The organism is Brevundimonas lenta, assembly GCF_014196335.1.
Lineage (GTDB): Bacteria > Pseudomonadota > Alphaproteobacteria > Caulobacterales > Caulobacteraceae > Brevundimonas > Brevundimonas lenta.
Genome location: NZ_JACIDM010000001.1, coordinates 1372721 through 1396341 on the forward strand (window position 1 = coordinate 1372721; position 23621 = coordinate 1396341).

Sequence of the window (23621 nt, forward strand, 5' to 3'; positions counted from 1 at the left end):
GTCGTCCCCCGTTAGGTGAGGGACGGCTCTAGCGGCGCCTTGCGTCTGTACTGTCGCGGTGCGGCGACGCTTATGTATATCTTCTATGTCGTGACTGACATGGGACGTTCATATGTCAGACATCGACTGGTTTGACCGGTGTCACATGTTGTTTGTGTGAATGTTCGGTGTTGGGATTTACACGCGCTTCGCGGTGCGATCGCAGAGGCTTCGGCGCCTTCCACGACCCTAAGCCGTCCCGCAATAGAAACCCACCGGCACCCTCGCGCATTCCGGCTGCATGCCCAGCCACAAGATTGCGATCATCGTCGGCAGCCTTCGCAAGGACAGCCTGAACCTCAAGGTGGCGAAGTCGATCTGCGCCTTTGCGGAGAACCTCGACTGCACCATCGTCGAGATCGGCGACCTGCCGCTGTTCAACCAGGACCTGGAGGGGACGCCGCCGGCCGCGTGGGTGCGCTTCCGGCAAGATATCCGGGCCGCCGACGGCGTGCTGTTCGTGACGCCGGAGTACAATCGCGGGATTCCCGGCGTGCTGAAGAACGCCATCGACGTGGGCTCGCGACCCTATGGGCAGAGCGTCTTCTTCAAGAAGCCGGGCGCGATCGTCAGCGCCTCTCCCGGCATGATCGGCGGCTTCGGCGCCAACCACCAGGTGCGGCAGGCCTGCGTCTTCCTCGACATGCCGGTGATGCAGCACCCGGAGGCCTATCTGGGCCAGGTGTCCGACGCCAGTTTCGACGAGGGCGGCTGCCTGAAGGACGGCGACCTGAAGGACCTGATCCGCAAACTGTCCGAAGCCTTCCACGACTGGGTGGATGTGATCATCCGGGCGCGGGCGGCGCTGGCGTAGGGCTCAGTCCTCGTCGTCGGCCGGGCCGATCGCATTTTCGACCAGTTCGCGCCAGACGGGATCGGTGTCGTCGACCAGGTCGACGTCCTCCAGCAGCGCTACAGCCGAGCCGCCGTCGGGCAGGATGAGGCCCAGCACCTCCATGGTCTCACCGTCGGCGCTGACGTGGGCCTCGGCCTGGACGGCGACCGCCGCCTGTTCGCCGTCGTCGTCCCACCAGATCACGGGCTGGGGCAGGTCCATGTCGATGAGCGAGGGATTCTCGGTGTCGTCCAGCGCAAAGACCGCGTGGCGGGCGCGGACGTCGTCGAGGGCGGCGATGCGGCCCGTGAACGGCTTCAGGCGCGACCAGTCGTCGACGTCGAAGCCGCCGGAGTCGTCGAGATCATCATCATGCTGGGTCATCGGGGGCGCTCCGTGGTGGCTTCACGCGCTCCTTCCGCCCGTCGGGCGCGCAAGGCAAGGTCCGCGCCATCCCGCTCAGCCCGGCTGCGTAGGGATGGCCTACGCCGCCTGAGCGGCCGGCTCCGCCCCGACCATGGTTTCCAGCGCGGCGAAAACGTCCGGATCCAGCGCTCCGCCGACCGTCTTGCGCATGATGTCCAGCGCCTCCGTGACGGGCAGGGCGCCGCGATAGGGTCGCTCGGCGGTCAGCGCGTCGAAGAAGTCGGCGACGGTGATGATCCGGGTCTCGAGGGTGATCTCGCCGCCTGACAGCGCGTGCGGATAGCCAGCGCCGTCCAGCCGCTCGTGGTGGGCCGCCGACACCCGCGCCATCTCGCGGAAGGAGGAGATGCGCGACAGGATCGCCTCGGTATGCGTGGCATGCGCTTGAACGGCGGCCCATTCGTCCTCGTCCAGCCGCGCGGGCTTGTCGAGGACGGCGTTGCTGACCCCCAGCTTGCCGACGTCGTGCAGCAGGGCGGCGCGCCGCAGCCAGCGCCGCCGCTCGGTCCCGACGCCCATCGCCTCGCCCAGCCGGTCGGCGTAGCCGGCGACCCGCTCGCTATGGCCGCTGGTGTAGGGACTCTTGGCGTCGACCACGTGGCCGAAGGCGGCGGCGATGTCGTCCAGATAGTCCTCGTCCACCGCCACCCGGTGCTGCGCCGGCTCCAGATCGTAGATCCGGGTGCGCAGGTCGGGGTCGGCAAGGCCGGTCCAGAAGTCGGGCTCCCCGGCGATCCCGAGGAAGGCGTCGACCAGCGCCGGATCGAACCACGTCCCGCGTCGCGCCTTCGCCTCGCGCCGCGCCGCCGCCGCCCCGCCCGCCGTCTGGAAGACGTCTATCACCTGCGCCAGCAGGGCGATGCGCGCGTAGACCGGGATCGCTTCGCCCGCCGCGCCCGTCGGCCGGCCGCGGCCGTCCCAGTGCTCGTCGAGGTGCTGGATCCCTTGCGCCACTGCCTCGGAGAAGCGCAGCCGGCGGGCGATGTCGGCCCCCCGGTGACAGCGCGTCTCGATCAGCTCCTGGGCGATGTCGCCGCCGTTGCGCATGATGTTGGCGACGGCCCGCAGCCGCGCCCCGAGGCCGGACTGCACCCCGGTGTGGGCGAAGACGAAGCCCAGCACCTGCGGCAGGCTGCGGTTCACGAATTTGAAGTCGCGTTTGAAGCTGAGATCGTCAGTCAGATACAGTTCGCAAATGCGCGCCGCGTTGCTGCTGCACCCCAGATCCTTGAGCAGCAGGGCGTAGTAGAGCTCCCACAACGCATCGTCAGGCAGACCGATCCGGCGTCCGATCCGCATGCCGATCCAGCACGCCCGCACACAATGCCCGGCCGGCTGGCCCTCGGTGATATCGAGCGCATAGCTGAGCGCCGACAGCAGCTCCGCCAGTTGCAGTCTCTCCGCCGAGGCCTCGGGCGGGGAGGGCGGTGCGGTCCGGTTCGGCATGGCGCGGGTCCCCTCGTCGACGTCGACGGGAGGCACCGTACGAGAAGCGCGGTTAAGCCTTCGTGCGGAGGTTGCGGCCTCCGCCCCTGACGCCGGGCGGTTTCAGGAACACCGGCCGCCGCCGGCTTTGGCGAGGGGGCGAAGCGGTCGGGGTCGGGAGAAGCTTGGCGGAGCTATCCGAACTCCACCAGCACGTCGTCGGCGGCGACCGGATCGCCGGCCTTGGCGGATACGGACTTCACCACGCCGTCGCGCTCGGCCTTGAGGATGTTCTGCATCTTCATGGCTTCGATGATGGCGACGGTCTCGCCGGTCTTGACCTCTTGGCCGAGGGTCACCGGGATGGCGACGACGAGGCCGGGCATGGGCGACAGCACCAGTTTGGAGGTGTCGGCGGCGACCTTCTCCGGCAGGCGGGCGTAGAGGTCGGCCAGGCGCGGGCGCAGCACGCGGACGCGGGCGCGGGCGGCGCGGTGGCGGATGACGAAGCCGTCGGCGACGCGCTTGACCTCGGCCGTGAAGGACTCGCCGTCCAGGTCGGCCTGGAACTGGGCCAGGCCGGGACGCCACTCGATGTCGGACAGGCGCACGTGACCGCCGCCGGTCAGGCCCAGCAGCAGGGCTTCGTCGGCGTCGTAGCTCAGGGTGACGCCGTGCGGTTCCTTGTCGATCAGGACGACCCAGTCGGTGCGGTCCGACGGGTCGCCATCCTGCTCGGCCTGGATCTCGTTCATGGCCACGGCGGCGGCGATGAGGATGTGGGTCTGGCGCGCGTCGGGCTTGAGGCCGTGGAAGCCGTCGGGGAACTCGTCCTTGATGTAGCTGGTCGAGATGTTCCCGCTGCGGAAGCGCGGCTGGTCCATGACGGCGGCGAGGAAGGGCACGTTGTGCCCGACGCCGGCCAGGTGGGTGTCCTCAAGCGCGCGGGCCATGCCGGTCAGGGCTTCGTCGCGGGTCGGGGCCCAGGCGCACAGTTTGGCGATCATGGGGTCGTAGAACATGCTGATCTCGTCGCCCTCGCGGACGCCGGAATCGTTGCGCACGACGTAGCCGTCCTCGTGCTCGCCCTCTTCGGGCTGCTCGTAGCGGACGAGGCGGCCGATGGAGGGCAGGAAGCCGCGGTAGGGGTCCTCGGCGTAGATGCGGCTCTCGATGGCCCAGCCGTTGATGGCCAGGTCCGACTGTTCGAAGGCCAGCTTCTCACCCCAGGCGGAGCGGATCATCTGCTCGACCAGGTCGACGCCGGTGATCAGTTCGGTGACCGGGTGCTCGACCTGCAGGCGGGTGTTCATCTCGAGGAAGAAGAAGCTGCGGTCCTGACCGGCGACGAACTCGACGGTGCCGGCGCTATCGTAGTTGACGGCCTTCGCCAGAGCGACGGCCTGGGCGCCCATGGCCATGCGGGTCGCTTCGTCCAGCAGCGGGGAGGGGGCCTCCTCGATGACCTTCTGATTGCGGCGCTGGATCGAGCATTCGCGCTCGAACAGGTGAACGACGTTGCCGTGCTTGTCGCCCAGCACCTGAATCTCGATGTGGCGCGGATCGATGATGAATTTTTCGAGGAAGACGCGGTCGTCGCCGAAGGCGTTCAGCGCCTCGGCCTTCACCGCCGCGAAGCCCTCGGCCATGTCGTCGTCGCCGTGGGCGACGCGGATGCCCTTGCCGCCGCCGCCGGCGGAGGCCTTGATCATCACCGGATAGCCGATCTCGCGGGCGATCTTCACCGCCTCTTCGGTCGATTCAATCAGGCCCATGTGGCCGGGAACGGTCGAGACGCCGGCGTCCTGGGCGAATTTCTTGGAGGTGATCTTGTCGCCCATGGCGTCGATCGCCTCGGGGTTCGGGCCGATGAAGGCGATGCCCTCGTCGCGCAGACGGCGCGCGAATGCGGCATTTTCGCTCAGGAAGCCGAAGCCGGGGTGCACAGCTTCCGCGCCGGTCTGTTTGACCGCCTCGACGATTTTGTCGGCCAGCAGATAGCTCTGGGCGGCCGGCGCGGGGCCGATCAGTACGGACTCGTCCGCCATTTCGACGGCCAGCGAACCGGCGTCCGCCTCCGAATAAACCTGCACCGTCTGGATGCCCATGCGGCGGCAGGTCTTGATGATGCGGACGGCGATCTCGCCGCGATTGGCGATCAGGATCTTCTTGAACATGCGTATCCGGGGGTGAGGCTTCGCCCCGATTAGGCCGCGATCCTCCGTGAGTAAACCGACCGGGGGCGTTCATCCGAACGGGGTAGAGGCTTGGCAAGGTCGCTGCTGACGGGTTTAAACGCTGCCGTCTCCCGTTCAATCGGCCCTGGAGCCTGACTCTGATGTCCCGTTTCCTCCCCATCGCCGCCTCCGCGGCCCTGGCTGTCGCCATCAGCGCCGGCGCCGTTCAGGCCCAGGATTTCCGCGCCCTGGCCCGCCAGGACCTGCAGACCGCTCATGACGAGCTGGCCGCCAACCACCCCGCGCCCGCCATTCCCGGCGAGGCCAGCACCAGCTTCCGCGGCTGGCTGGACAGCGGCCTCCAGGAATCCCTGGGCATGGTCAATCGCGTCAACAGCGGCGACAGCCACGCCTATCTGCTGCGCTACTACACCGGCGGCTTCCGCGACTCGAACATCTCGGCCACCCCGACCTTCGAAGGCGTCGGCCCGTATTTCGGCATCAGCTGGCCGGGCTTCACCACCGGCTGGCGCAACGGCAAATACGTCGTCACCTATGTGAAGCCGGGCGTGCGCAATGCGCCGCAGGTCGGTGACGTGCTGGTCGACTGCAACACCATCCCGATCGAGCAGTTCGCCCGCTCCAAGCTGGACCGCTGGGAAGGCAACCTCGACACCGAGGCCGGCCGCGTCACCACCGCTCCCTATCTGATGTGGAACCGGAACAACCCGTTCACCGCCGGCGTGCCGTCGCTGTGCAACTTCGAACGCCGCGGCCGTAACCGCGCCATCGAGATCAAGCCGGTGCCGGTGGCCCCGGGCGACCTCGAGGCCGCCTACCGCGCCACCGTCTGGATGCCGTCGGCCACGCCGCTGGCGATCGAGACCGTCAACGGCCGTCCGTGGGTCAACGTCCACTCGTTCGCCGACTCGGCGGGCTGGGACGCCTTCAACAGCCAGATCGAGGCCCAGGCCGCCGCCCTGCGCGGTCCGCAAGGCTTCGTGCTGGATCTGCGCGGCGCCGCCGGCAGCTCGATCTACACCTCGACCGCGCGCGGCTATGCGCTGGCCAACCGCATCTGGACGCCGGAGTTCACCTCCAGCCGCCAGCCGGCCGCCGGCGACATCACCTACCGCGCCACCCAGGGTAACCGCGACTGGTACGCGGCCACGCTTGGCCGCATGGAAGCCGATCCGCGCTTCGTCCAGGAAGCCGGTCCGGTGATCGAACAGACCCGCGCCATCGTCGCGGCCTTCGACACGGCCCTGGCCGCCGGTCAGTCGACCTTCACCGTCCCGGGCCGCGCGGTCGCTGCCGACACCGGCGCGTCCAACCCGGTTCAGGGTCCGGTCGTCGTTCTGGTTGACGCCGGCTGCTCGGGCGGCTGCCTCGACACCCTGGACCTGCTGTCCAAGCTGCCGAACGTGCGCATCGCCGGTTCGACCACGGCGACGGACACGATCTTCATCGAGCCGACCATCATGCGTCTGCCGTCGAACTATTCGGACCTCAGCTACGGTCACAAGGCCTGGACGTCGCGCGCCCGCGCCAACGGCCAGCCCTACGCCCCGGCGCAAGGCCTGGCCTACACCGGCAACCCGACCGACGAGGCCGCGGTGCGCACCTGGGTGGGCACGCTGTTCGGCGGTTAAGCGTTGTAAGTAGCGCTACCGCGCTTCGCGCTGCTTGAGCGCGGGAGCGGAACATCAGGGCCGGACGGGGTGGAACCCCCGTCCGGCCCTTCCTATTTGGGCTGCATGACCCAGGATCATCGCTCCCCCTCCGGTTTCGACCTCACGCCCCCGACCGACGCCGAGCGGACGGCGCTGGAAGCGGCCCTGTCGCCCGAAGAGAAGCGCGTCATGCTGGCCCACGGCACCGAGGCGCCGTTCTGCGGCACCCTGCTGGGCGAGAAGCGGGCAGGGGTGTTCTGCTGCCGCGAATGCGGCCTGCCGCTGTTCCGCAGCGTGACCAAGTTCGAAAGCGGCACCGGCTGGCCCAGTTTCACCGAACCGGTGGACGAGGCCCACGTCCAGGCGATCTCCGACACCAGCTACGGCATGGTGCGCACCGAGACCCTGTGCGCCCGCTGCGGCAGCCACCAGGGCCATGTCTTCCCGGACGGCCCCGGACCCGCCGGTCTGCGCTACTGCATCAACTCGGTGTCGCTCGAGTTCGTCGCCGAAGGCGAGCCGCTTCCCGACCCGTTGCACCGGGGAGACGGAAACGCCTGACCTTGGCCTTAATCGCGGCTAGGGTGGGGTTGGTACAGGAGTTGGGCGCATGCTGGTTTCCGCACTGATGATGGCCGCCGCGCTCGTCGCGAGCGACCAGGACGGCGTTGTCGCCACCGCGCCTGCGACCTCCGTCGATCTGACGGCCGCGACCCAGCCGGTCGCGCCCAGCGTCATCGGAGCCACCCAGGAGGCCGCCCCGCACGGCCTGACCACCGATCAGCAGATCGACCGCTGGCTGTCGGACCGCGATCCCGCCGCCGTGCCCTACGCCGACGGCGGCGCGCCGGTGGCGATGCAGGACGACCGCGAAATGCACGGCCAGCTCAGCTTTGGAATCGGCACCGGCGGCTATCGCGACTACGGCGCGGCGGTGTCGCTGCCGATCGGCGACAACGCCCGCCTGAACCTGAGCTATCGTCAGATCGAGAACGGCTACTATCCGTATGGATACGGCTACGGTTACGGGCCCTATTCCGAGGATGTCCTGTTCGGCATTCCGGAACGCTCGAAGGCCGGTGCGGCCTACGAACTGGAATCGCGCGGGATGCGTGCGACCCGTCTGCCTCCGCTCGGGCAGTAGGCTGTCAGGACGGTGTCGGGGAATCGCTGATTCCCGCATCCGGTCCCGCGCCGTTCAATCCGGCCGTTGAGCAGTTCGCGAAAGACGTGCGCGCACGGGTCATTGAAAACGCAAAGAAAAAAGGCCCGATCTCGCGATCGGGCCTTTCTTTTAAATGGTGCCGCCGGGGGGAATCGAACCCACGACCTCAGCCTTACCAAGGATGCGCTCTACCACTGAGCTACGGCGGCGGAAACTGAGGAAGCGGCCCTATAGCTAACCGGGGACAACTGGGGAAGCCCCGAAATCAGAAGCTTGCGGAAAAGTTTTGCGCGGGCTCTCATCACCTCATGGACAAGCCCGCGATGACGCCATCCGCCGCCGATCCGGCGACCGACGTTCCGCCGCCCGCGACGCCTGTGGCGAAGGCCGCTCCGGCCGCCGCGCCGGAGGTGACCACGCCCGTGACGGCGCCGCCCAAGGCGAAGTCCGAGAAGGCGCTTCGGCTGGCCAAGGCGCTCCGCGAGAACCTGCGTCGCCGCAAGGTGGCCGTGAAGCCCGCAAGACCGAGCAACTGAAAGTCATCGGCGGTACGCCGTCGACGGCCTTTCGCAACCGGGGCCGTCCGCGCTAGATAGCCGATCCCCCGTCGTCCCCTTTCGGTTTTTCAGGCGCCGGGTTGCAAGAGACGACATGGACAGCATCGCCATCACCGGCGGCGCCACGCTGAACGGATCGATTCCCGTCAGCGGCGCCAAGAACTCCGCCCTCAAGTTGATGGCCGCCTCGATCCTGACGGATCAGCCGCTGCTGCTCACCAACATGCCGCGCCTGGCGGACACCAAATTCCTTGGCCGCCTGCTGCAGGAGCTGGGCGTCGAGGTGAGCGAGCGTGACGGCGCCGACGGGCAGGAGACGCTGTTCCACGCGGCGCAGATTCGTTCGACCTTCGCGCCCTACGATCTGGTCCGGCAGATGCGGGCTTCATTCAACGTGCTGGGCCCGCTGCTGGCGCGCACCGGCGAGGCCAAGGTCTCGCTGCCGGGCGGCTGCACCATCGGCGCGCGGCCGGTCGATCTGCACCTGCAGGCGCTGACGGCGCTGGGCGCCGAGATCGAGCTGGACGAGGGCTATGTCACCGCCCGCGCCCCGAAGGGCCTGAAGGGCGCCGAGATCGAATTCCCGTTCGTTTCCGTCGGCGCGACCGAGCACGCCATGCTGGCCGCCGTGCTGGCCCAGGGAACGACCGTGCTGCGCAAGGCGGCGCGCGAGCCCGAGATCGGCGACCTGGCCCGCTGCCTGACGGCGATGGGCGCGAAGATCGAGGGAATCGACACCGACGTCCTGACCATCACCGGCGTCACGTCGCTGGGCGGGGCGAACTGGCCGGTGATCGCCGACCGGATCGAAATGGGCTCCTACGCCGTGGCGGCCGCCATGGCCGGGGGCGAGGTGCGGCTGACGAAGGCGCGTCCCGAGCTGATGAGCGCCCTGACCGACAAGATGATCGAGGCCGGCGTCGAGGTGATTCCCACCGAAGACGGCGTCATCGTGAAGCGCGATCCGAAGCAGCGTCTGAAGGCCGTCAATGTGACGACCGAAGTCTATCCGGGCTTCGCCACCGACCTGCAGGCCCAGTTCATGGCCCTGATGACCACCGCCGAGGGCGAGAGCGTCATCCATGAGAACATCTTCGAGAACCGCTTCATGCACGCGCCCGAACTGGCGCGTCTGGGCGCGGACATCCACGTCCAGGCGGGCGAGGCCGTCGTGAAGGGCGTGCCGGTCCTGCATGGCGCACCCGTCATGGCCACCGACCTGCGGGCCTCGGTCAGCCTCGTGATCGCCGGCCTGGTCGCTGAAGGTGAGACGACCGTCGGCCGCGTGTATCATCTGGATCGCGGTTTCGAGCGTTTGGAAGAGAAGCTGGGCGCGTGCGGCGCCGATATCCGGCGGATCAAGGGCGAGTCGAATGAACACTGAGGCTACGGGCGCGGAGGAGGAGGCGATCCCGGGAACGGCGATCGAGCCCCTGCGCCTGCTGGCCGAGGACGCCGACGACCTGCACATCATCTCGGCCGCGCTACAGGACGCGATCATGCGGCCGGTCGACATCGTCTGGGAGCGCTCGGCACGCCGGGTGACCCTGGCGCTGAGCCGGTTCTGCTGGGAGTGCGGCGGCACCCGGGTGATGGCGGCGATGCAGTTCGGCGACGTGCTGGCGGTGAAAAGCCGCCGCCTGCCTCGCGGTCCTGAAAGCGCGCTGGAGCTGTTGGCGATGGATTTCGAGCCGACCGAGGCGCCGGGCGGACGGGTCATCCTGATGTTCGCCGGGGGCGGCGACCTGCGTATCGACGTGGAATGCCTCGACGCCGTGCTGACGGACCTGTCGGAGCGCTGGCCCGCCCGCATCGCCCCGACCCATCTGGCGGATTCGCCGGAGACCGGAGACGCCGCCGCGTGAGCGACCATCGCCTGTCGTCGATCGAACTGGACGCCGCCAGCCTGCCGGCGGCGACGGCTGAAATCGAGCATGAGCGCCGCGTCGCCATCTTCGACCTGGTCGAGAAGAACAGTTTCGAGCCCGTGGGCGCTGAACGCGGCCCCTACGCCCTGAAGATGTCGTCCCAGGACGGCCGCCTGGTCTTCGATGTGACCGGCCCCGGATTCTCGAAGGCCCACGGCCTGTCGATGTCGCCCCTGAACAAGATCATCAAGGACTACATCGAGATCTGCGACAGCTACTACGAGGTGCTGCGCGGGACCGACGTCGGCAAGATCGAGGCGGTCGACATGGGCCGCCGCGGTTTGCACAACGAGGGGGCGGAGGTGCTTCAGACCCGCCTGGACGGCAAGATCGGCATCGACCACGAGACGGCGCGGCGCCTGTTCACGCTGGTGACGGCGCTTTACCGCCGCTGACCTCGACTAACGACGCGTTTTGGGGCATTAGGCGCCCTCATTTCGACGCGCGCTCCGCCCGGCGCGCGTCCCGACTCGTATCCACCGGGCGTGAGAGGCCGCATGGCTAAGGAAGAACTGCTCGAGTTTCCCGGCGTCGTCAGCGAACTGCTGCCGAACGCGACGTTCCGCGTGACGCTCGAGAACGACCACGAAATCATCGCCCACACCGCCGGCAAGATGCGCAAGAACCGCATCCGCGTTCTGGCCGGCGACAAGGTCCTGGTCGAAATGACGCCCTACGACCTGACCAAGGGCCGCATCACCTATCGCTTCAAGTAAGGACGGGCTCGGGTGAGCCGTCCTGAATTGGTGCTGGCTTCGGCCAGCCCGCGCCGCGTTGAACTGCTGGCGCTGGTCGGGATCGTCCCCGACCGCATCGACCCCGCCGACATCGACGAAACGCCGCTGAAGGACGAGACGCCGCCGCGTCTCGCCGCGCGTCTGGCCGTCAGCAAGGCCCGCGCCGTCGCCGACCGGGCGCCGGGGGCCGTGGTGCTGGCCGCCGACACCGTCGTCGCCGTCGGCCGCCGCCTGCTTGAAAAGGCCGCCGACGAGGCCGAGGCGACCCGCTTTCTGAAACTGCTGTCCGGCCGCAATCACCGGGTGCTGACCGGCGTGGCCGTGGCCGCGGGCGGCCAGGTGCGCCATCGCGTCGTCGATACGCGGGTCAGCTTCAAGGTCCTGTCCGACGCCGAGATCGCCGCCTACGTCGCGTCCGGCGAATGGAGGGGCAAGGCGGGGGCCTACGGCATCCAGGGCCGGGCCGGCGCCTTCGTCACACGACTGGTCGGCAGCTATCCGGCCGTAATGGGCCTGCCGCTGCCCGAAAGCGTGAATCTGCTGGCCGGCGCGGGCTGGCGGCCGTCGTGAGCCGGCTGGAGGCCTTCCTCGACAACACGCCCGGGGAGGTCCGGGGCGTCGTCATGCGGGACGGCCGGCCGGAACATCTCATTATATACAGGGACGACGACGACCCGCAGCTGCGGCTGGGCGCGCGCTCGGTCGGGCGGGTCATCGACGCCCCCGCGGGCCTGAAGGGCGCCTTCATCGAGCTGGGATCGACCTCCGCGCCGGGCTTCCTGCCGCTTCGGGCCAGTGAAAAGGTGCTGGTCGGGGCCAAGGTCGAGGTCGAGGTCGTCGCCGAACGCCGGGAATCAAAGGGCGTCGTGCTTCGCATGCTGGGGGCAGGGGAGGGCGCGCCGCGTCTGCTGAGCCCGGCGCCCACGGTCCCGGAGATTCTTGAACAGCTGGCGCCGGGCGTCGAACAGATCGCCGGACGCGCCGCGATCGAGGCCGGCCTGGAGGCTGAGGAGGAGGCCGCTTCCTCTGTCGGGAAATATCCCGACACCGGCCTGGACCTGATGGTCGAGCGCACGCGGGCGCTGATCGCGGTCGATCTGGACCTCGCCGCGACCCCTGGGCCGGGTACCGGAGGCAAGGCGCGCGACCGGGCGAATCGCCAGGGCCTGCGTGAGGCGGCCCGCATCATGCGGCTGAGACGGTGGGGCGGACTGGTCGCCATCGACCTGATCGGGGTCGGACACGACGGCGCGGCGATTCTTTCGGCCGCGCGGGAGGCCTTCGGATCGGATCCCGACATCGTCTACGGCCCGATCAACCGCTTCGGCGTGCTCCAGCTGGCCCTGCCGTGGCGCCGGACGCCGCTGGAGGAGGTGATTGATTCCCGCTCGGTCCTGACCCGGGCGATCGCCGTGACCCGCCGGCTGAAACTGGAGTTGATGTCCGACACCACCCGGGCCCGGGTCGTTGCGCGCTGTGCGCCGGATGATGCGGCGCTGGCGGCTCCCCTGGTCGCGAGGCTGGGGCCGAGGGCCGGGGTGCGGGCGGATCCGGCGCTTGCGCCGGGCGCTATAGTCGTCGAGGAGGGCTGACCATGGCCACCTGTCCGATCTGCCGCCGCCAGCCGGCCGGCCCCAAGTACAAACCCTTCTGCTCAAAGCGCTGCGCCGATGTCGATCTGCAGCGCTGGTTCAGCGGCGGATACGCCATTCCGGACAGCGTCGACGACGCTTCGACGAATGACCGCGAAGAAGACTGATCTGACCGCTTGCCACCCGAAAGCGGCTCGCTTATAGACCCCGCTCCCTCGCTTCAAAGCGTGCGCCTGGGTAGCTCAGTTGGTAGAGCAGCGGATTGAAAATCCGCGTGTCGGTGGTTCGAATCCGCCCCCAGGCACCATTCCCGTTTCCCCAGTCGGAAATCGGTGAACACCCATCATCAAAATGTCGCTTTCGGCCCCAATCTTCGGGATTGAACGCGTTTGTCCCCCGTGGGGGGAAAAGCGCCGTTGCGCACTTGACGCTCTGGTAACCGTTCGCCAAAGGAGCTTGACCGCTTTCCTTTGCGAGCGGCCGACTTGACGAGGGAAAACGGTTTCCCAAGGCAGTCGACACCGCCCCGGATCGCCGCAAGGCAACCGGAAGCGTCAGGAGGCGTTCCGCAGAGCGGGGTTCCGTGAACCCCGGCGATGTGGACGAGAGATTTTCATCGGGGGCGGTCGCGAATGCGGCCGATCTCCAGGGTTCCACGTGTCAGACCAAAGCAGGAACTGGCGAACTATGCTCGATTTCAAGAAGACCAACATCCTCCTGGCCATGGCCGGCGCCGCCGTCCTGATGGCCGGTACGCCGGTCCTCGCGCAGGATGCCGCCGCTCCGGCCGCTCCGGCCGCCGCGACCACCACCACTGCTGCTCCGGCTGACGCCGCTGCCGCCGCCGCCGCGACCCCGGCTCCCGAGGCCGCTCCGGCCGAGGAAGCTCCCGCCGCCGAAAGCCACGGCAAGATGACCGTCGCCTCCATGTTCATGGACGCGGACATCGTCGTTAAGGTCGTGATGATCGGCCTCGTTCTGGCTTCGGTCTTCTCCTGGACCCTGCTGCTCATCAAGCTGTTCGAGTTCGGCTCGCTGAACCGCGCCACCGACCGCTTCCTGGAATCCTTCCGCGGCGCCCGCACCATCGCGGACATGCGTAAGGTCGCAACCTCGGACGAGTTCGAAGGCAACCCGCTGGCCGACATGGCCGCCGCGGCCACCGACGAAATCGAACTGTCGCGTCAGGCTGGTCTGTCGGTCACCGGCGATCACCGTGACTCGGCTCTGCTCCGCGCCCAAACGGCCGTGGCTGCAGTGCAGTCGGGTCTGGCCAAGCGCCTGTCGGGCGGCCAGCAGTTCCTCGCCTCGGTGGGTTCGACCGGTCCGTTCATCGGTCTGTTCGGCACCGTGTACGGCATCATGAACTCGTTCATCGGCATCGCGAACTCCAACACGACCAACCTGGCCGTCGTGGCTCCCGGCATCGCCGAAGCCCTGCTCGCCACCGGTATCGGTCTGTTCGCCGCTATCCCGGCCGTTATCTTCTACAACTACTTCAACACGCGCATCGCCTCGTACGGCACCCGTTCGGACGGCTTCAACGCCGAGCTGATCAACGCGATCTCGCGTAACCTCGACAAGGGGGCGTAAGCAGCATGGCCGCCAAACTTTCAGGTGGCGGCGGCGGCAAGTACGCCATCGAGCAGAACAGCGAGATTAACGTCACGCCGTTCGTGGACATCATGCTTGTCCTGCTCATCATCTTCATGGTGGCGGCTCCGCTCGCCACCGTGTCGGTGGAGGTCAAACTGCCGCGCGCGGTCGCACCGCCCCAAGAAAACCCGCCGAAGCCGTTCTTCGTTTCTATCCAGAACGATGGATCGGCCTACATCGGGGACAACCGGGTGGACATCGATGCGGTCGGAAGCACGCTGGGCACGATGATCGGCAACAAGCCGCCGTCGGACGAACGGATCTTCATCCGTGCGGACCAGCAAACCCGCTACGGTGATTTCATGCAGGTCATGAATTCGCTGCAGGATCACGGCTTCTACAGCGTGGCCCTGGTCGGCGAAGACACGTCCACGAAGTAAGGGCCGGTGAATCATGACAGACGTTGAATATCACCGCAGTCGCTACGACCCGCCCAAGCCCAAGGGTTTCCTCGGGGTTCCCCCGGGGGTCCTGATCACCAGCCTGGCGGTCGTCAGCATTCTCTTCGCCCTGCTGGCGTTCTACTTCGTGAACATGCAGTTCAAGCTGCGTGAAGTGCGCTACTCGGACGACGCCGTCGACGTGGAGCTGATCGAGCCGGTCCCGCCGCCTCCTCCGCCCCCGCCGCCGCCGCCGCCGCCGGACACGCCCCCGCCGCCCAAGCTGCAGGTTCGCGTCCCGGCTCCGGTCGCGACCACGACTCCGCCTCCGCCGGTCTACATTGAGCCGACGAAGAAGGAAGAACGGGTCGAGTACTCGGGGCCCCCGGCGATCGTCCCCGGACCTCCGCCGCCTCCGGCCCCGCCGGCTCCGGCGCGTCCGTCGGTCATCACGAACCCGACCTGGGCTCGTCAGGTGGCTCCGGACTTCCCGCAGCGCGCCATGGATCGCGGCGTCGACGGTGGTCGCGCTACGGTGCAGTGCACGGTGCAGCCGAACGGCAGCCTGCAGAACTGCTCGGTCGTCTCGGAAGAGCCCGCTGGTATGGGCTTCGGCCAGGCGGCCCTGGCAGCCGCTCGACGCTCGCGGGTTTCGCCCCGTACCGTCGACGGCGCGGCTGAAGGCGCAACCGTCCGCTGGTCGGTTCGCTTCCTCCCGCCGGCAGACTAGGCCGACAGGACTAAAGACGATGACGCCCCGGAGGATCACCTCCGGGGCGTTTTCGTTTGCGCGGTGCGGAGCGATCCGCCCTGGCCGGCGTTGTGCGGTGAAGCTTGAGCCGGAGACCGCATGACCCGAACGACCCTGATCCCCCTCTTCGCCGCGGGCCTCGCCCTGTCGGCCTGCGCCTACAACGACACCCTCGGCCGCGACCAGTTCCTGATCGTCGACGACCGTGCCCTGGATCAGCAGGCGGACGCCGCCTGGGCCGAGATGCTGCGTACGGAGCGCACCTCCAGCGACGCCGCCGCCAACGCCCGTATCCGCCGTGTGGGCGAGCGTATCGTCGGGGCCGCGGGCCTGACCGACCGCCGCTGGGAGTATGCGGTCTTCGTCAGCACCAGCCCGAACGCCTTCGTCCTGCCGTCCGGCAAGATCGGGGTGACCACCAGCCTTCTGGCCCTGGTCGAGAACGACGACCAGCTGGCCGCCGTCCTGGGCCATGAGGTCGGCCATGTGGTGGCCCGCCACGCCGCCGAGCGCTATTCGACCACGGCCGCCAGCAGCATCGTCCTCAGCGGGGTTCAGGGCGTCGCCGGCGACTATGGACAGGCCGTGGGCGCCATCGGCGGACTCGGGGCCCAGTTCGGCGTCCTGCTGCCGTTCTCGCGCCGTGACGAGCTGGAGGCCGACCGCCTCGGCGTCGACTACATGGAGCGGGCCGGCTACCGGCCTTCGCAGGCGATCGTCCTGTGGCGGCTGATGCAACAGCAGCGGGAGGGCTCGACCCCGGAATTCGCCTCGACCCACCCGTCCGACACGACCCGCATTGCGGCGCTGGAGCAGTACATCGCCAGCCGCGGCTGGAGCTGACGCCTGATGAGGGGCGAGGGCCCAGGGGCGAGGGTCGAAAGCGTATGGGACCAGATGATGGAGCCACGGAAGGCCGTCTGCAGGTTGCCGTCTCCGACACTTCGACCCTCGACCCTCGCCCCTCGACCCTGCCTATCGTCACTATGTTGAAATCCAGCTTGATCGGCGCACGCGACCCCGCTACAGACGCCGCTCGCGCGGATATGTGCAGCCTTAGCTCAGCTGGTTAGAGCGCCGGTTTGTGGAGCCGGAGGTCCTCAGTTCAATCCTGAGAGGCTGTACCATCCCCGCCCACCAGGGGACGATGTCAGGCATGACCGACTCGTCGCCCGCCTGGGACCCCACGCAATACAGTCGTTTCGAAGCCGAGCGGGATCGCGCCGCGCTGGACCTGTTGCTGCGCGTGCCCGGCGATCTGGAGCCGCGCGAGATCTGGGATCTGGGCTGCGGAACCGGACAGCACGCCGCCTTGCTCAAGCGTCGCCATCCCGGCGCCCGTGTCCACGGCCTCGATTCGAGCCCGGCCATGCTCAAGCAGGCGCGGGAGCTCAGTGTCGACGTCGACTGGCGCGCGGGCGATATCGGATCGTGGTCCGCGGACTGGCCGGTCGACCTGATCTTCGCCAACGCCTCGCTGCAGTGGTTGCCGGATCATGAGGGCCTGCTGCCCCGGCTGACCGCCGCGCTGGCGTCAGGCGGCGTGCTGGCGGCGCAGATGCCCCTGGCGCACGAGAGCCGGCAACACACCCTGATGCGCGCCGTGGCGGCGGACGGACCGTGGGCGGCCAGGCTTGAATCCGTGAACACCATCCGACCGTTGCTGGCGGTCGAGCGCTACTACGATCTGCTGGCGCCCGCCTGCCGCGACATCGACATCTGGTCGACCACCTATCTGCACGTGCTGAACGGGGCGGATGCGGTGCTGGAATGGATGAAGGGCACGGCGCTGCGTCCCTACATGACGGCCTTGGCGGACGATCCGGCTATGCGTTCGTCTTATCTTTCCGCCCTCGGCGAACGGCTTTCCGAAGCTTTCCCGCGACGGTGGGATGGGGTGACCCTGCTGCCGTTTCCCCGCCTGTTTCTGGTGGCGCGTCGTCGCTGAGGGCGCGACGGCGACGAAGACCCGTCACCGGCCCGTCCAGTTTGGCCAGTGCATCCTTCATGGCGCGATAGCCGGCGTCCACGGCGGGAACGAAGCCCTTCCAGTCGCGGATATCGATGCCGTCGGGCGTCGGCTGCACAAGCACGTCCGTCGCGGCGCGCGAGCTTTCCAGATCCGCGTCGGTCGTCAGGGTCGCGGAGCGCATCATGATCGAGACGATCGGCGGGCCGCGCTTCCATGCGCCGGTGGCGATCAGCCGCCAGATCGACGGCGGGTTCTCGATCAGGTCGGGATCGACGCCGCGGGCCTCGGACATGTCGATGCCGACGATCGGGCCGCTGGTCATCTGGCGCATGACCTCGGCCGGGAAATTCTTCAGCACGGCGCCGTCGACCAGCACCTGGCCGTCGATGACGATGGGCGGCAGAATGCCCGGGATGGCGATGGAGGCGCGCATGGCCCGGCGCATCAGGCCGCGGCGATGCACCTCGATCTTCCCGGTCGTCAGATTGGTCGAGACGCAGAAGAACGGCCGCACCAGATCGGCCATGTCGATGTCGCCGTAGGCGTCTTCCAGCAGGCGCTCGACCTTCCGGGCCCGGCTCATGGCCAGCATCGGGAAGGTGATGTCCGACAGCGGGTCGCTCTTCACGAACGAGTTGCGGATGCGGTCCTCAAGCTCGTCCTGGGACCAGCCCATGGCCGGACCCGCGGCCACGACGGCGCCCATCGACGAGCCGCCGACGAAGTCGATCGGCACGCCGGCCTCCTTCAGGGCCCTCAGCGCGCCGATGTGCGAATAGGCCCGGGCGCCGCCGCCTGACATGACCACGCCCACGGCCGAGCCGGTGACCACGCGGGCGATGCGGGCCGCGTCTGCGTGATCGCCCTCGACCGCCTGGAACCACCGGCCGGGCTGCACCGCGTCCAGCCAGACGGCGGTGTTGGCCGGCCGGGCCATGCGCGGATCGCGCAGCAGCACCAGGTCGGTGCGGCGCTGGGCGTCCAGCACGCCGGCGTGGGGCATGGGTCTGTTCGGCGGGGCCATCAGGCCCGAGCCGACGACGAACACGCGATCCACCTGGCGGGCGCACAGGGCGGCCCAGGCGGGCTCGTCCATCTCGGCGACGTACAGGACGAAGTCGTGCGCATCCTCGACCCGGCTGAACCATTCGGCCGCCGAGGCGAGGGCGGAATGGTCGATGACTTCGCAGGTGAAGCCGTCGGCCTCGATGGCGGCGGCCACCCGCTCGACGAAGGCGCGGATGGGCTGGGGGCGGGCCGAGACGAAGCCGAACACACTGGGTTCGCCGCCGCCCGAGCGCCGGTCGCGCGCGCGCTGGATCATCAGGCGCGACAGCTCGACCATCAGGTCCGGCTCGGTGCGGGCGGCCTCGAAGAAGGCCTCGCGGGGCAGGGCGAGGATTTCGGAATCGCGCAGGGCCACGACGTCGGCGGTGTGCGGGCTGCCGGCCAGCATGGCCATCTCGCCGGCCGGATCGCCGGGCCGGATGACGCCGACGAACTGGGGCGGCTGTTCGGCGACCTCGCGCCGGAACACGCCGAGACGGCCCGAGCGCAGCAGATACAGGGTGTCGGCCGGGTCGCCTTCCGCGAACAGGGTCTCGCCGCCGGTCAGGGCGAACCAGCTGGCGCGCGTGTTCTTCCCGCCCTCGAAGATGCGGTGCAGGGCGTCTTCCAGCCGATCGGAGCGGGCAGGGGCCATGCAGGAAGCCTAACGAGAGTCGCGGGAGACGCGAGAGCGTCTCACCACGCCCCGAGTTCCCTCAGTTCGCGGACCAGATCGCCGGGAAGGTCGGTGGCCTCGGCCGCCGTCAGGTCGGGCGGCACATCCTTGTCGAAATAGCGCCAGCCCTGGAACGGTCGCCGCGCCAGCGGGGCGGTGCGGATGACGCGCGACTCCAGCTTGATCTCGCAGCGGCTGGCCGCGCCCTCGCCCACGGTGGAGATGTCCAGGATCGGCTGGCGGCACAGCACCGAGCCCTTGATGACCCAGTACAGCGAACCGCCGTCCTCGATCTCTGCTGCGCGTTTGGGCGTCATCCGCGTGTGGACGATGCGCCAGTCGCTGCGCTCGGCGTTCCGCTCCAGCGTCTCGACGTCGGAGACGCCGACGCACAGCTTGATCATGTTCAGGGGCATGGGGCGCGGCCTAGCGCGGATTTGGCGAGGAAGTAAGGCAGGTCCGGGATCAGCATCCTTCCCCCATTTCGGGGGAAGGTGGGCCGCGGAGCGGCTCGGATGGGGGCTGTTGAGGGCGCGGCTGCTTGAGGTCAGGAAGGCGCGGGAAGAGCCCCCATCCGTCAGGCTCCGCCTGCCACCTTCCCCCGAAATGGGGGAAGGAGTTATTCCGCGGCTCTCACCACCGCCAGCACCGTGCCTTCGCCGACCTGTTCGCCGACGGCGACCCCGACGGTCTCGACCACGCCGTCGAACGGGGCGACCAGGGCGTGCTCCATCTTCATCGCTTCCAGCACCACGATCGGTGCGCCCTTCGGCACCGCGTCGCCGGCCATGGCGGGCGTGGCGACGATCTTGCCCGGCATGGGTGCACGGAGAGAGCCGTCGGAGGCGGCGCCGGCGCCCGCCCCCGCCTTTGCGAACGTCCGTATTTCGAAGGCCTGTCCGTCCTCGAAGCTCACGCCTGAATTCGTCGAAAGCGGCAGGTACCCAGACACCGCATATTTGTCGGGGCTAATCCGAACCCGTCGCCGAACGCCGTCGACCACGACGTCTTGAAGGCCTGTCGACGGGCCGTTTGCCCGGAACCCAAGAGTGCCGTCGTATCCGTGCCAAGGACTATGGGGGTCACCCTCCCAGTGGTTGCTGCACTGGAAGCGTAGGTAACGAGCGGCGTCTTCGAGTGCGTCTTCCGACAACGGGAGCGCAGCCAGCGCGGCCTCCTCGGCGGCGATGAATCCCGTATCCACGTCGCCCTCGACGAACCTCGGATGGTCGAGGCAACGCACCAGGAAGCCGGCGTTTGTCTTCACCGGCCAGACCTCGACCTCGGAGCAGGCGATGCTCAGCTCGGCCGCCGCGTCCTCGCGGGTCTCGGCGTGGACGATCAGCTTGGCGATCATTGGGTCGTAGAACTGGCTGACCTCGCCGCCGGCCATGACGCCGGTGTCGACGCGGACGTCGTCGGGCAGGACGAAATGCTCCAGCTTCCCAATCGAGGGGAGGAAGCCGTTGGCGGGGTCCTCAGCGTAGAGGCGGGCCTCCATGGCCCAGCCGTTCAGGTGGATCTCTTCCTGCTTCAGCGGGATCGGCTCGCCAGCGGCGACGCGGAACTGCCATTCGACCAGATCGACGCCGGTGACCTCCTCGGTGACCGGGTGCTCGACCTGCAGGCGGGTGTTCATCTCCATGAACCAGATGCGGTCGGCCTTCAGGCCGTTCGAGGCGTCCGCGATGAACTCGATGGTGCCGGCGCCCTGATAGTTCACGGCCTTCGCGGCGCGCACGGCGGCGTCGGTGACGGCCTTGCGGGTGGCCGCGTCCATGCCGGGGGCGGGGGCTTCCTCGATGACCTTCTGGTGGCGGCGCTGCAGCGAGCAGTCGCGCTCATACAGGTGCACCACGTTCCCGTGGCTGTCGCCGAAGACCTGCACCTCGATGTGGCGCGGGCGGGTGATGTAGCTCTCGATCAGCACGCGGTCGTCGCCGAACGAGGCCTTGCCCTCGCGCCGCGCGCTGGCCAGGCCGTCGGCGAAGTCCTCGGCCCTGTCGACCTTCTTCATGCCCTTGCCGCCGCCGCCGGCCACGGCCTTGATCAGCACCGGGAAGCCGATGCGGCTCGCCTCGGCGGTCAGGGTGGCGTCGGACTGGTCCTCGCCCTGGTAGCCCGGGGTGACCGGCACGCCGGCCTCGATCATCAGCTTCTTGGCCGCGTCCTTCAGGCCCATAGCCCGGATCGACGCCGGCTTCGGCCCGATCCAGACGATGCCGGCCGCCGCGACCGCTTCCGCGAAGTCGGCGTTCTCGGACAGGAAGCCGTAGCCCGGGTGGATGGCCTCGGCTCCCGTGGCCTTCGCCGCCGCCAGCACCTTCTCGGCGACCAGATAGGACTCGCGCGCGGCCGCCGGCCCGATCAGCACGGCCTCGTCCGCCTCGCGCACGTGCAGGGCGTCGGCGTCAGCCTCCGAGTAGACGGCGATGGTGCGGATGCCCATCCGCTTGGCGGTGCGGAAGACACGGCAGGCGATCTCGCCGCGATTGGCGACCAGTACGGACTTGAACATGGCGTCTCTCTAGCGGCTCGCGCGGCCCGGGGCCACTCAGTGACCGGCCATCTCGTTGAAGCCCAGGTACAGCCACAGCAGGGCGAGCAGCGAGAAGGTGCAGGTCGTCAGCACGAAGAGCACGAACATCCGCGCCAGGGTTCCGAAAACGCTGCGCTGATAGGCGCCCTTCATGTGCAGATACAGATGCGCCGGCGCCAGCCACAGCAGCCACCAGGCCACCGGCCCCGTCACGATCGACAGCCCCATGATGGCGATCAGCAGCAGCAGCTGGAACGACAGCGAGTGCATCGAGAAAATCACGTGGTCGAACACGAAATAGCGGCGGTTGAAGGCGAACAGCAGCGTCAGCATCAGCGCCGAGACGGGCAGGGCTAGGATGGCCACGCGGTGGGCCCAGATCTCGAGGATCAGGGAGAAGCGGGCCGGGTCGTCGCGCACGGCCGCGATGCGGGCGTCGAACCAGTGCTGCACGCTGCGCAGCTTCTCGGCGTCGTCGCCCTCCATCTTCGGGGCGTCGGCGGCGTTGTCGCGGGCCTTCTCGGCCACGTCCGTGCCGAGGCTGCGGCCGAAGGTGACCCAGTCGCCCTCGGCGGCCGCGATCTGCGTCTTCTTCTCGGCCTCGGTCAGGGTGGGGTCGTTCATGACCTGCGTACGGAACTCGTCCATCGCCGCCGTGCCGGGTGTGATGGTGCGGCCGTTGTATTTCATGGTGGCGCCGCCGCGCGCGGCCTCGGCGTCATGCCGGCGGTCGGCGTCGGCCTTCATCGCGGCGTGGCCGACGAAGAAGGCGATCAGCAGGATGACCAGGAACATGCGGAACGGCTGCACCTGGGCGGCGCGCTTGCCGTCCAGATAGTCGCGGGTCAGCTGGCCGGGGCGGCGCAGCAGGTTGGGCAGGGTCGTGAACAGCCGCCCGTCGAGGTGCAGCAGGCTCTCAACCGCCTCGACCGTCAGCTTCCAGATCGACTTGTGGAAGTCCTCGGCCAGCTGGCCGCACTCATGGCAGTGCGGGCCCTGCAAGACCGTCTGGCAGTTGGCGCAGGGGGTGCCCGGCGGAATGTCCGCGTGCTGACGTTTCCATTTCAGCCAGCCGCCGGCCGAGGCCAGCGCCGCCGTTTCCAGTTCCGCCATGTCGCCCCCTCCGATTGATTCCTGTCAGGCCCAGCCCGGCTTACGCTTTTCAAGGAAAGCGCGCACGCCTTCCTGACCTTCGGATGAAACGCGCGCCCGTGCGATCCGTCGGGCGGTCTCCTCCATCAGGCCGCCGTCCACCTTGTGGTGGGCCACGTCGTGCACCAGCCGCTTGGCGTCGCCCATGGCGCCCGGCGCATTGGCCGACAGGCTGTCGGTCAGCATGGAGATGAACTCGTCCATCGAGCCCTCGGGCAGGACCATGTCGATCAGACCGGCGTGCGCGGCGTAGTCGGCGTCGAAGATGTTGGCGGTCAGGAACAGCTGACGCGCGCGGCGCGGGCCGATAGCCTCGATCACATAGGGGGCGATGGTCGCCGGGATCAGGCCCAGCTTGACCTCGGAGAAGGCGAAGCGCGCGCCCTCGACCGCCACCGCCATGTCGCAGGCCGCCACGATGCCGGCGCCGCCGCCCATGGCCGCGCCCTCGACCAGCGCCACGGTCAGCGCCGGCACGTCGTGCAGCGCCTTCAGCATCTTCGCCAGGCCCATGGCATCGCTGCGGTTGTCGGATTCCGACCAGCCCGCGGCGTCCCGCATCCAGGCCAGGTCCGCCCCGGCGCTGAACGTCCCGCCGGCGCCGCGAATGAAGACGACGCGCACGTGGTCCGCGCCGTGCAGGGTCTCGAACGCCTCATACAGCGCCGCGATGGTCGCGGCGTCGAAGGCGTTGCGCTTCTCCGGTCGGTTGATGGTGACGAAGACCACCCCGTCGGCGGTGGACTCGATGCGCACCAGATCGTCGTTGGCGTCCGGCGCCGCACCGGCCACCAGCGGCTGGGCGATCGCATTGATCTCGGCCGCCTCGGCGTCGGTGATGTCGAGGGCGTCTTCGGGCTCGGCGTCGGTGGGCTTGTCGTTCATGGGGGAGCT

Annotated in this window: 24 protein-coding genes, 3 tRNA genes and 1 pseudogene; 19 read left to right on the forward strand and 9 right to left on the reverse strand. The window is 68.5% G+C overall.

Features of this window, described 5'->3' with window-relative positions; translation table 11 throughout:
• The first annotated feature begins 280 nt into the window (after window positions 1-280).
• Complete coding sequence (locus GGR12_RS06790) at window positions 281-853, forward strand: NADPH-dependent FMN reductase (RefSeq protein WP_183203578.1); 573 nt, start codon at window positions 281-283, stop codon at window positions 851-853.
• Window positions 854-856: 3 nt separating this feature from the next.
• Here the strand turns inward: GGR12_RS06790 and GGR12_RS06795 are convergent, their stop codons facing one another.
• The 3 genes from GGR12_RS06795 to GGR12_RS06805 form a co-directional block, all read right to left on the reverse strand.
• Complete coding sequence (locus GGR12_RS06795; protein ID WP_183203579.1) at window positions 857-1258, reverse strand: hypothetical protein; 402 nt, start codon at window positions 1256-1258, stop codon at window positions 857-859.
• A 99-nt stretch (window positions 1259-1357) separates the two neighbouring features.
• Window positions 1358-2746 (reverse strand): HD-GYP domain-containing protein, encoded by a 1389-nt coding sequence (locus GGR12_RS06800; protein ID WP_183203580.1) that lies wholly within the window; start codon window positions 2744-2746, stop codon window positions 1358-1360.
• A 173-nt stretch (window positions 2747-2919) separates the two neighbouring features.
• Window positions 2920-4902 carry an acetyl-CoA carboxylase biotin carboxylase subunit gene (locus GGR12_RS06805; RefSeq protein ID WP_183203581.1) on the reverse strand — a complete coding sequence of 661 codons (1983 nt, stop codon included), beginning with the start codon at window positions 4900-4902 and terminating at the stop codon, window positions 2920-2922.
• Between the two features lie 161 nt (window positions 4903-5063).
• Between GGR12_RS06805 and GGR12_RS06810 the strand changes: the two genes are divergently transcribed.
• The 3 genes from GGR12_RS06810 to GGR12_RS06820 all read left to right on the forward strand — a co-directional run bounded on the left by GGR12_RS06810 (window position 5064) and on the right by GGR12_RS06820 (window position 7719).
• A complete protein-coding gene (locus GGR12_RS06810; protein ID WP_183203582.1) occupies window positions 5064-6554 on the forward strand; it encodes a hypothetical protein in 1491 nt (496 codons plus the stop codon).
• 105 nt (window positions 6555-6659) lie between these two features.
• On the forward strand, window positions 6660-7136 hold the full coding sequence (msrB, locus tag GGR12_RS06815) for a peptide-methionine (R)-S-oxide reductase MsrB (RefSeq protein ID WP_183203583.1): 477 nt from the start codon (window positions 6660-6662) through the stop codon (window positions 7134-7136).
• Between the two features lie 49 nt (window positions 7137-7185).
• Window positions 7186-7719: a hypothetical protein gene (locus GGR12_RS06820; protein WP_183203584.1), complete on the forward strand. Its 534-nt coding sequence runs from the start codon at window positions 7186-7188 to the stop codon at window positions 7717-7719.
• Window positions 7720-7874: 155 nt separating this feature from the next.
• On the opposite strand, the gene GGR12_RS06825 is transcribed toward GGR12_RS06820, so the two are convergent.
• Window positions 7875-7949, reverse strand: a tRNA-Thr gene (locus GGR12_RS06825).
• 114 nt (window positions 7950-8063) lie between these two features.
• On the opposite strand from GGR12_RS06825, the gene GGR12_RS06830 reads away from it, so the two are divergent.
• From GGR12_RS06830 to GGR12_RS16550, 15 genes and pseudogenes are all read left to right on the forward strand, one after another.
• Window positions 8064-8276: a hypothetical protein gene (locus GGR12_RS06830; protein WP_183203815.1), complete on the forward strand. Its 213-nt coding sequence runs from the start codon at window positions 8064-8066 to the stop codon at window positions 8274-8276.
• Between the two features lie 115 nt (window positions 8277-8391).
• On the forward strand, window positions 8392-9681 hold the full coding sequence (gene murA / locus GGR12_RS06835; protein ID WP_183203585.1) for a UDP-N-acetylglucosamine 1-carboxyvinyltransferase: 1290 nt from the start codon (window positions 8392-8394) through the stop codon (window positions 9679-9681).
• A complete protein-coding gene (locus GGR12_RS06840) occupies window positions 9671-10162 on the forward strand; it encodes a DUF2948 family protein (protein ID WP_183203586.1) in 492 nt (163 codons plus the stop codon). The genes murA and GGR12_RS06840 overlap by 11 nt, the downstream gene beginning before the upstream one ends.
• A complete protein-coding gene (locus GGR12_RS06845; RefSeq protein ID WP_343053131.1) occupies window positions 10159-10620 on the forward strand; it encodes a UPF0262 family protein in 462 nt (153 codons plus the stop codon). Before GGR12_RS06840 ends, GGR12_RS06845 begins: the two co-directional genes overlap by 4 nt.
• Window positions 10621-10722: 102 nt before the next feature.
• Window positions 10723-10941, forward strand: a complete 219-nt coding sequence (gene infA / locus GGR12_RS06850) for a translation initiation factor IF-1 (protein WP_003164348.1) — start codon at window positions 10723-10725, stop codon at window positions 10939-10941.
• A gap of 12 nt (window positions 10942-10953) precedes the next feature.
• A complete protein-coding gene (locus GGR12_RS06855; RefSeq protein WP_183203588.1) occupies window positions 10954-11532 on the forward strand; it encodes a Maf family nucleotide pyrophosphatase in 579 nt (192 codons plus the stop codon).
• On the forward strand, window positions 11529-12554 hold the full coding sequence (locus GGR12_RS06860) for a ribonuclease E/G (RefSeq protein ID WP_343053132.1): 1026 nt from the start codon (window positions 11529-11531) through the stop codon (window positions 12552-12554). The genes GGR12_RS06855 and GGR12_RS06860 overlap by 4 nt, the downstream gene beginning before the upstream one ends.
• Before the next feature lie 2 nt (window positions 12555-12556).
• A complete protein-coding gene (locus GGR12_RS06865; RefSeq protein WP_183203589.1) occupies window positions 12557-12721 on the forward strand; it encodes a DNA gyrase inhibitor YacG in 165 nt (54 codons plus the stop codon).
• Window positions 12722-12785: 64 nt separating this feature from the next.
• Window positions 12786-12861, forward strand: a tRNA-Phe gene (locus tag GGR12_RS06870).
• 380 nt (window positions 12862-13241) lie between these two features.
• A complete protein-coding gene (gene exbB / locus GGR12_RS06875; protein ID WP_183203590.1) occupies window positions 13242-14147 on the forward strand; it encodes a tonB-system energizer ExbB in 906 nt (301 codons plus the stop codon).
• Between the two features lie 5 nt (window positions 14148-14152).
• Window positions 14153-14590 (forward strand): biopolymer transporter ExbD, encoded by a 438-nt coding sequence (locus GGR12_RS06880; RefSeq protein ID WP_183203591.1) that lies wholly within the window; start codon window positions 14153-14155, stop codon window positions 14588-14590.
• A 13-nt stretch (window positions 14591-14603) separates the two neighbouring features.
• A complete protein-coding gene (locus GGR12_RS06885; RefSeq protein ID WP_183203592.1) occupies window positions 14604-15320 on the forward strand; it encodes a TonB family protein in 717 nt (238 codons plus the stop codon).
• Between the two features lie 120 nt (window positions 15321-15440).
• The gene (locus GGR12_RS06890) at window positions 15441-16184 is read left to right on the forward strand and encodes a M48 family metallopeptidase (protein WP_183203593.1); all 744 of its coding nucleotides are present in this window, start codon (window positions 15441-15443) and stop codon (window positions 16182-16184) included.
• Between the two features lie 207 nt (window positions 16185-16391).
• Window positions 16392-16468, forward strand: a tRNA-His gene (locus tag GGR12_RS06895).
• A gap of 29 nt (window positions 16469-16497) precedes the next feature.
• Window positions 16498-16914, forward strand: a pseudogene (locus tag GGR12_RS16550) (methyltransferase domain-containing protein); the annotation flags it as partial.
• Between the two features lie 253 nt (window positions 16915-17167).
• Here the strand turns inward: GGR12_RS16550 and GGR12_RS06905 are convergent.
• The 5 genes from GGR12_RS06905 to GGR12_RS06925 form a co-directional block, all read right to left on the reverse strand.
• Window positions 17168-19015, reverse strand: coding sequence for a patatin-like phospholipase family protein (locus GGR12_RS06905; RefSeq protein ID WP_246328743.1), 1848 nt, complete (start codon window positions 19013-19015; stop codon window positions 17168-17170).
• Between the two features lie 41 nt (window positions 19016-19056).
• Window positions 19057-19452, reverse strand: coding sequence for a DUF1489 family protein (locus tag GGR12_RS06910; RefSeq protein ID WP_183203595.1), 396 nt, complete (start codon window positions 19450-19452; stop codon window positions 19057-19059).
• A 203-nt stretch (window positions 19453-19655) separates the two neighbouring features.
• Window positions 19656-21554, reverse strand: coding sequence for an acetyl/propionyl/methylcrotonyl-CoA carboxylase subunit alpha (locus GGR12_RS06915; protein WP_183203596.1), 1899 nt, complete (start codon window positions 21552-21554; stop codon window positions 19656-19658).
• Window positions 21555-21590: 36 nt separating this feature from the next.
• Complete coding sequence (locus tag GGR12_RS06920) at window positions 21591-22688, reverse strand: DUF3667 domain-containing protein (protein ID WP_183203597.1); 1098 nt, start codon at window positions 22686-22688, stop codon at window positions 21591-21593.
• A gap of 24 nt (window positions 22689-22712) precedes the next feature.
• Window positions 22713-23612, reverse strand: a complete 900-nt coding sequence (locus tag GGR12_RS06925; protein ID WP_183203598.1) for an enoyl-CoA hydratase-related protein — start codon at window positions 23610-23612, stop codon at window positions 22713-22715.
• Between the last annotated feature and the right edge of the window lie 9 nt (window positions 23613-23621).

What these genes read in the sequence shown, in the direction of transcription:
- GGR12_RS06890 (WP_183203593.1), top strand. Translation starts at nt 15,441, where the DNA reads ATGACCCGAACGACCCTGATCCCCCTCTTCGCCGCGGGCCTCGCCCTG.
- GGR12_RS06905 (WP_246328743.1), bottom strand. Translation starts at nt 19,015, where the DNA reads ATGGCCCCTGCCCGCTCCGATCGGCTGGAAGACGCCCTGCACCGCATC.
- GGR12_RS06920 (WP_183203597.1), bottom strand. Translation starts at nt 22,688, where the DNA reads ATGGCGGAACTGGAAACGGCGGCGCTGGCCTCGGCCGGCGGCTGGCTG.
- msrB (WP_183203583.1), top strand. Translation starts at nt 6,660, where the DNA reads ATGACCCAGGATCATCGCTCCCCCTCCGGTTTCGACCTCACGCCCCCG.
- GGR12_RS06805 (WP_183203581.1), bottom strand. Translation starts at nt 4,902, where the DNA reads ATGTTCAAGAAGATCCTGATCGCCAATCGCGGCGAGATCGCCGTCCGC.
- GGR12_RS06795 (WP_183203579.1), bottom strand. Translation starts at nt 1,258, where the DNA reads ATGACCCAGCATGATGATGATCTCGACGACTCCGGCGGCTTCGACGTC.
- GGR12_RS06840 (WP_183203586.1), top strand. Translation starts at nt 9,671, where the DNA reads ATGAACACTGAGGCTACGGGCGCGGAGGAGGAGGCGATCCCGGGAACG.
- GGR12_RS06810 (WP_183203582.1), top strand. Translation starts at nt 5,064, where the DNA reads ATGTCCCGTTTCCTCCCCATCGCCGCCTCCGCGGCCCTGGCTGTCGCC.
- GGR12_RS06915 (WP_183203596.1), bottom strand. Translation starts at nt 21,554, where the DNA reads ATGTTCAAGTCCGTACTGGTCGCCAATCGCGGCGAGATCGCCTGCCGT.
- GGR12_RS06790 (WP_183203578.1), top strand. Translation starts at nt 281, where the DNA reads ATGCCCAGCCACAAGATTGCGATCATCGTCGGCAGCCTTCGCAAGGAC.
- GGR12_RS06910 (WP_183203595.1), bottom strand. Translation starts at nt 19,452, where the DNA reads ATGCCCCTGAACATGATCAAGCTGTGCGTCGGCGTCTCCGACGTCGAG.
- GGR12_RS06885 (WP_183203592.1), top strand. Translation starts at nt 14,604, where the DNA reads ATGACAGACGTTGAATATCACCGCAGTCGCTACGACCCGCCCAAGCCC.
- exbB (WP_183203590.1), top strand. Translation starts at nt 13,242, where the DNA reads ATGCTCGATTTCAAGAAGACCAACATCCTCCTGGCCATGGCCGGCGCC.
- GGR12_RS06865 (WP_183203589.1), top strand. Translation starts at nt 12,557, where the DNA reads ATGGCCACCTGTCCGATCTGCCGCCGCCAGCCGGCCGGCCCCAAGTAC.
- GGR12_RS06800 (WP_183203580.1), bottom strand. Translation starts at nt 2,746, where the DNA reads ATGCCGAACCGGACCGCACCGCCCTCCCCGCCCGAGGCCTCGGCGGAG.
- GGR12_RS06820 (WP_183203584.1), top strand. Translation starts at nt 7,186, where the DNA reads ATGCTGGTTTCCGCACTGATGATGGCCGCCGCGCTCGTCGCGAGCGAC.
- GGR12_RS06880 (WP_183203591.1), top strand. Translation starts at nt 14,153, where the DNA reads ATGGCCGCCAAACTTTCAGGTGGCGGCGGCGGCAAGTACGCCATCGAG.
- GGR12_RS06925 (WP_183203598.1), bottom strand. Translation starts at nt 23,612, where the DNA reads ATGAACGACAAGCCCACCGACGCCGAGCCCGAAGACGCCCTCGACATC.
- murA (WP_183203585.1), top strand. Translation starts at nt 8,392, where the DNA reads ATGGACAGCATCGCCATCACCGGCGGCGCCACGCTGAACGGATCGATT.
- infA (WP_003164348.1), top strand. Translation starts at nt 10,723, where the DNA reads ATGGCTAAGGAAGAACTGCTCGAGTTTCCCGGCGTCGTCAGCGAACTG.
- GGR12_RS06830 (WP_183203815.1), top strand. Translation starts at nt 8,064, where the DNA reads ATGACGCCATCCGCCGCCGATCCGGCGACCGACGTTCCGCCGCCCGCG.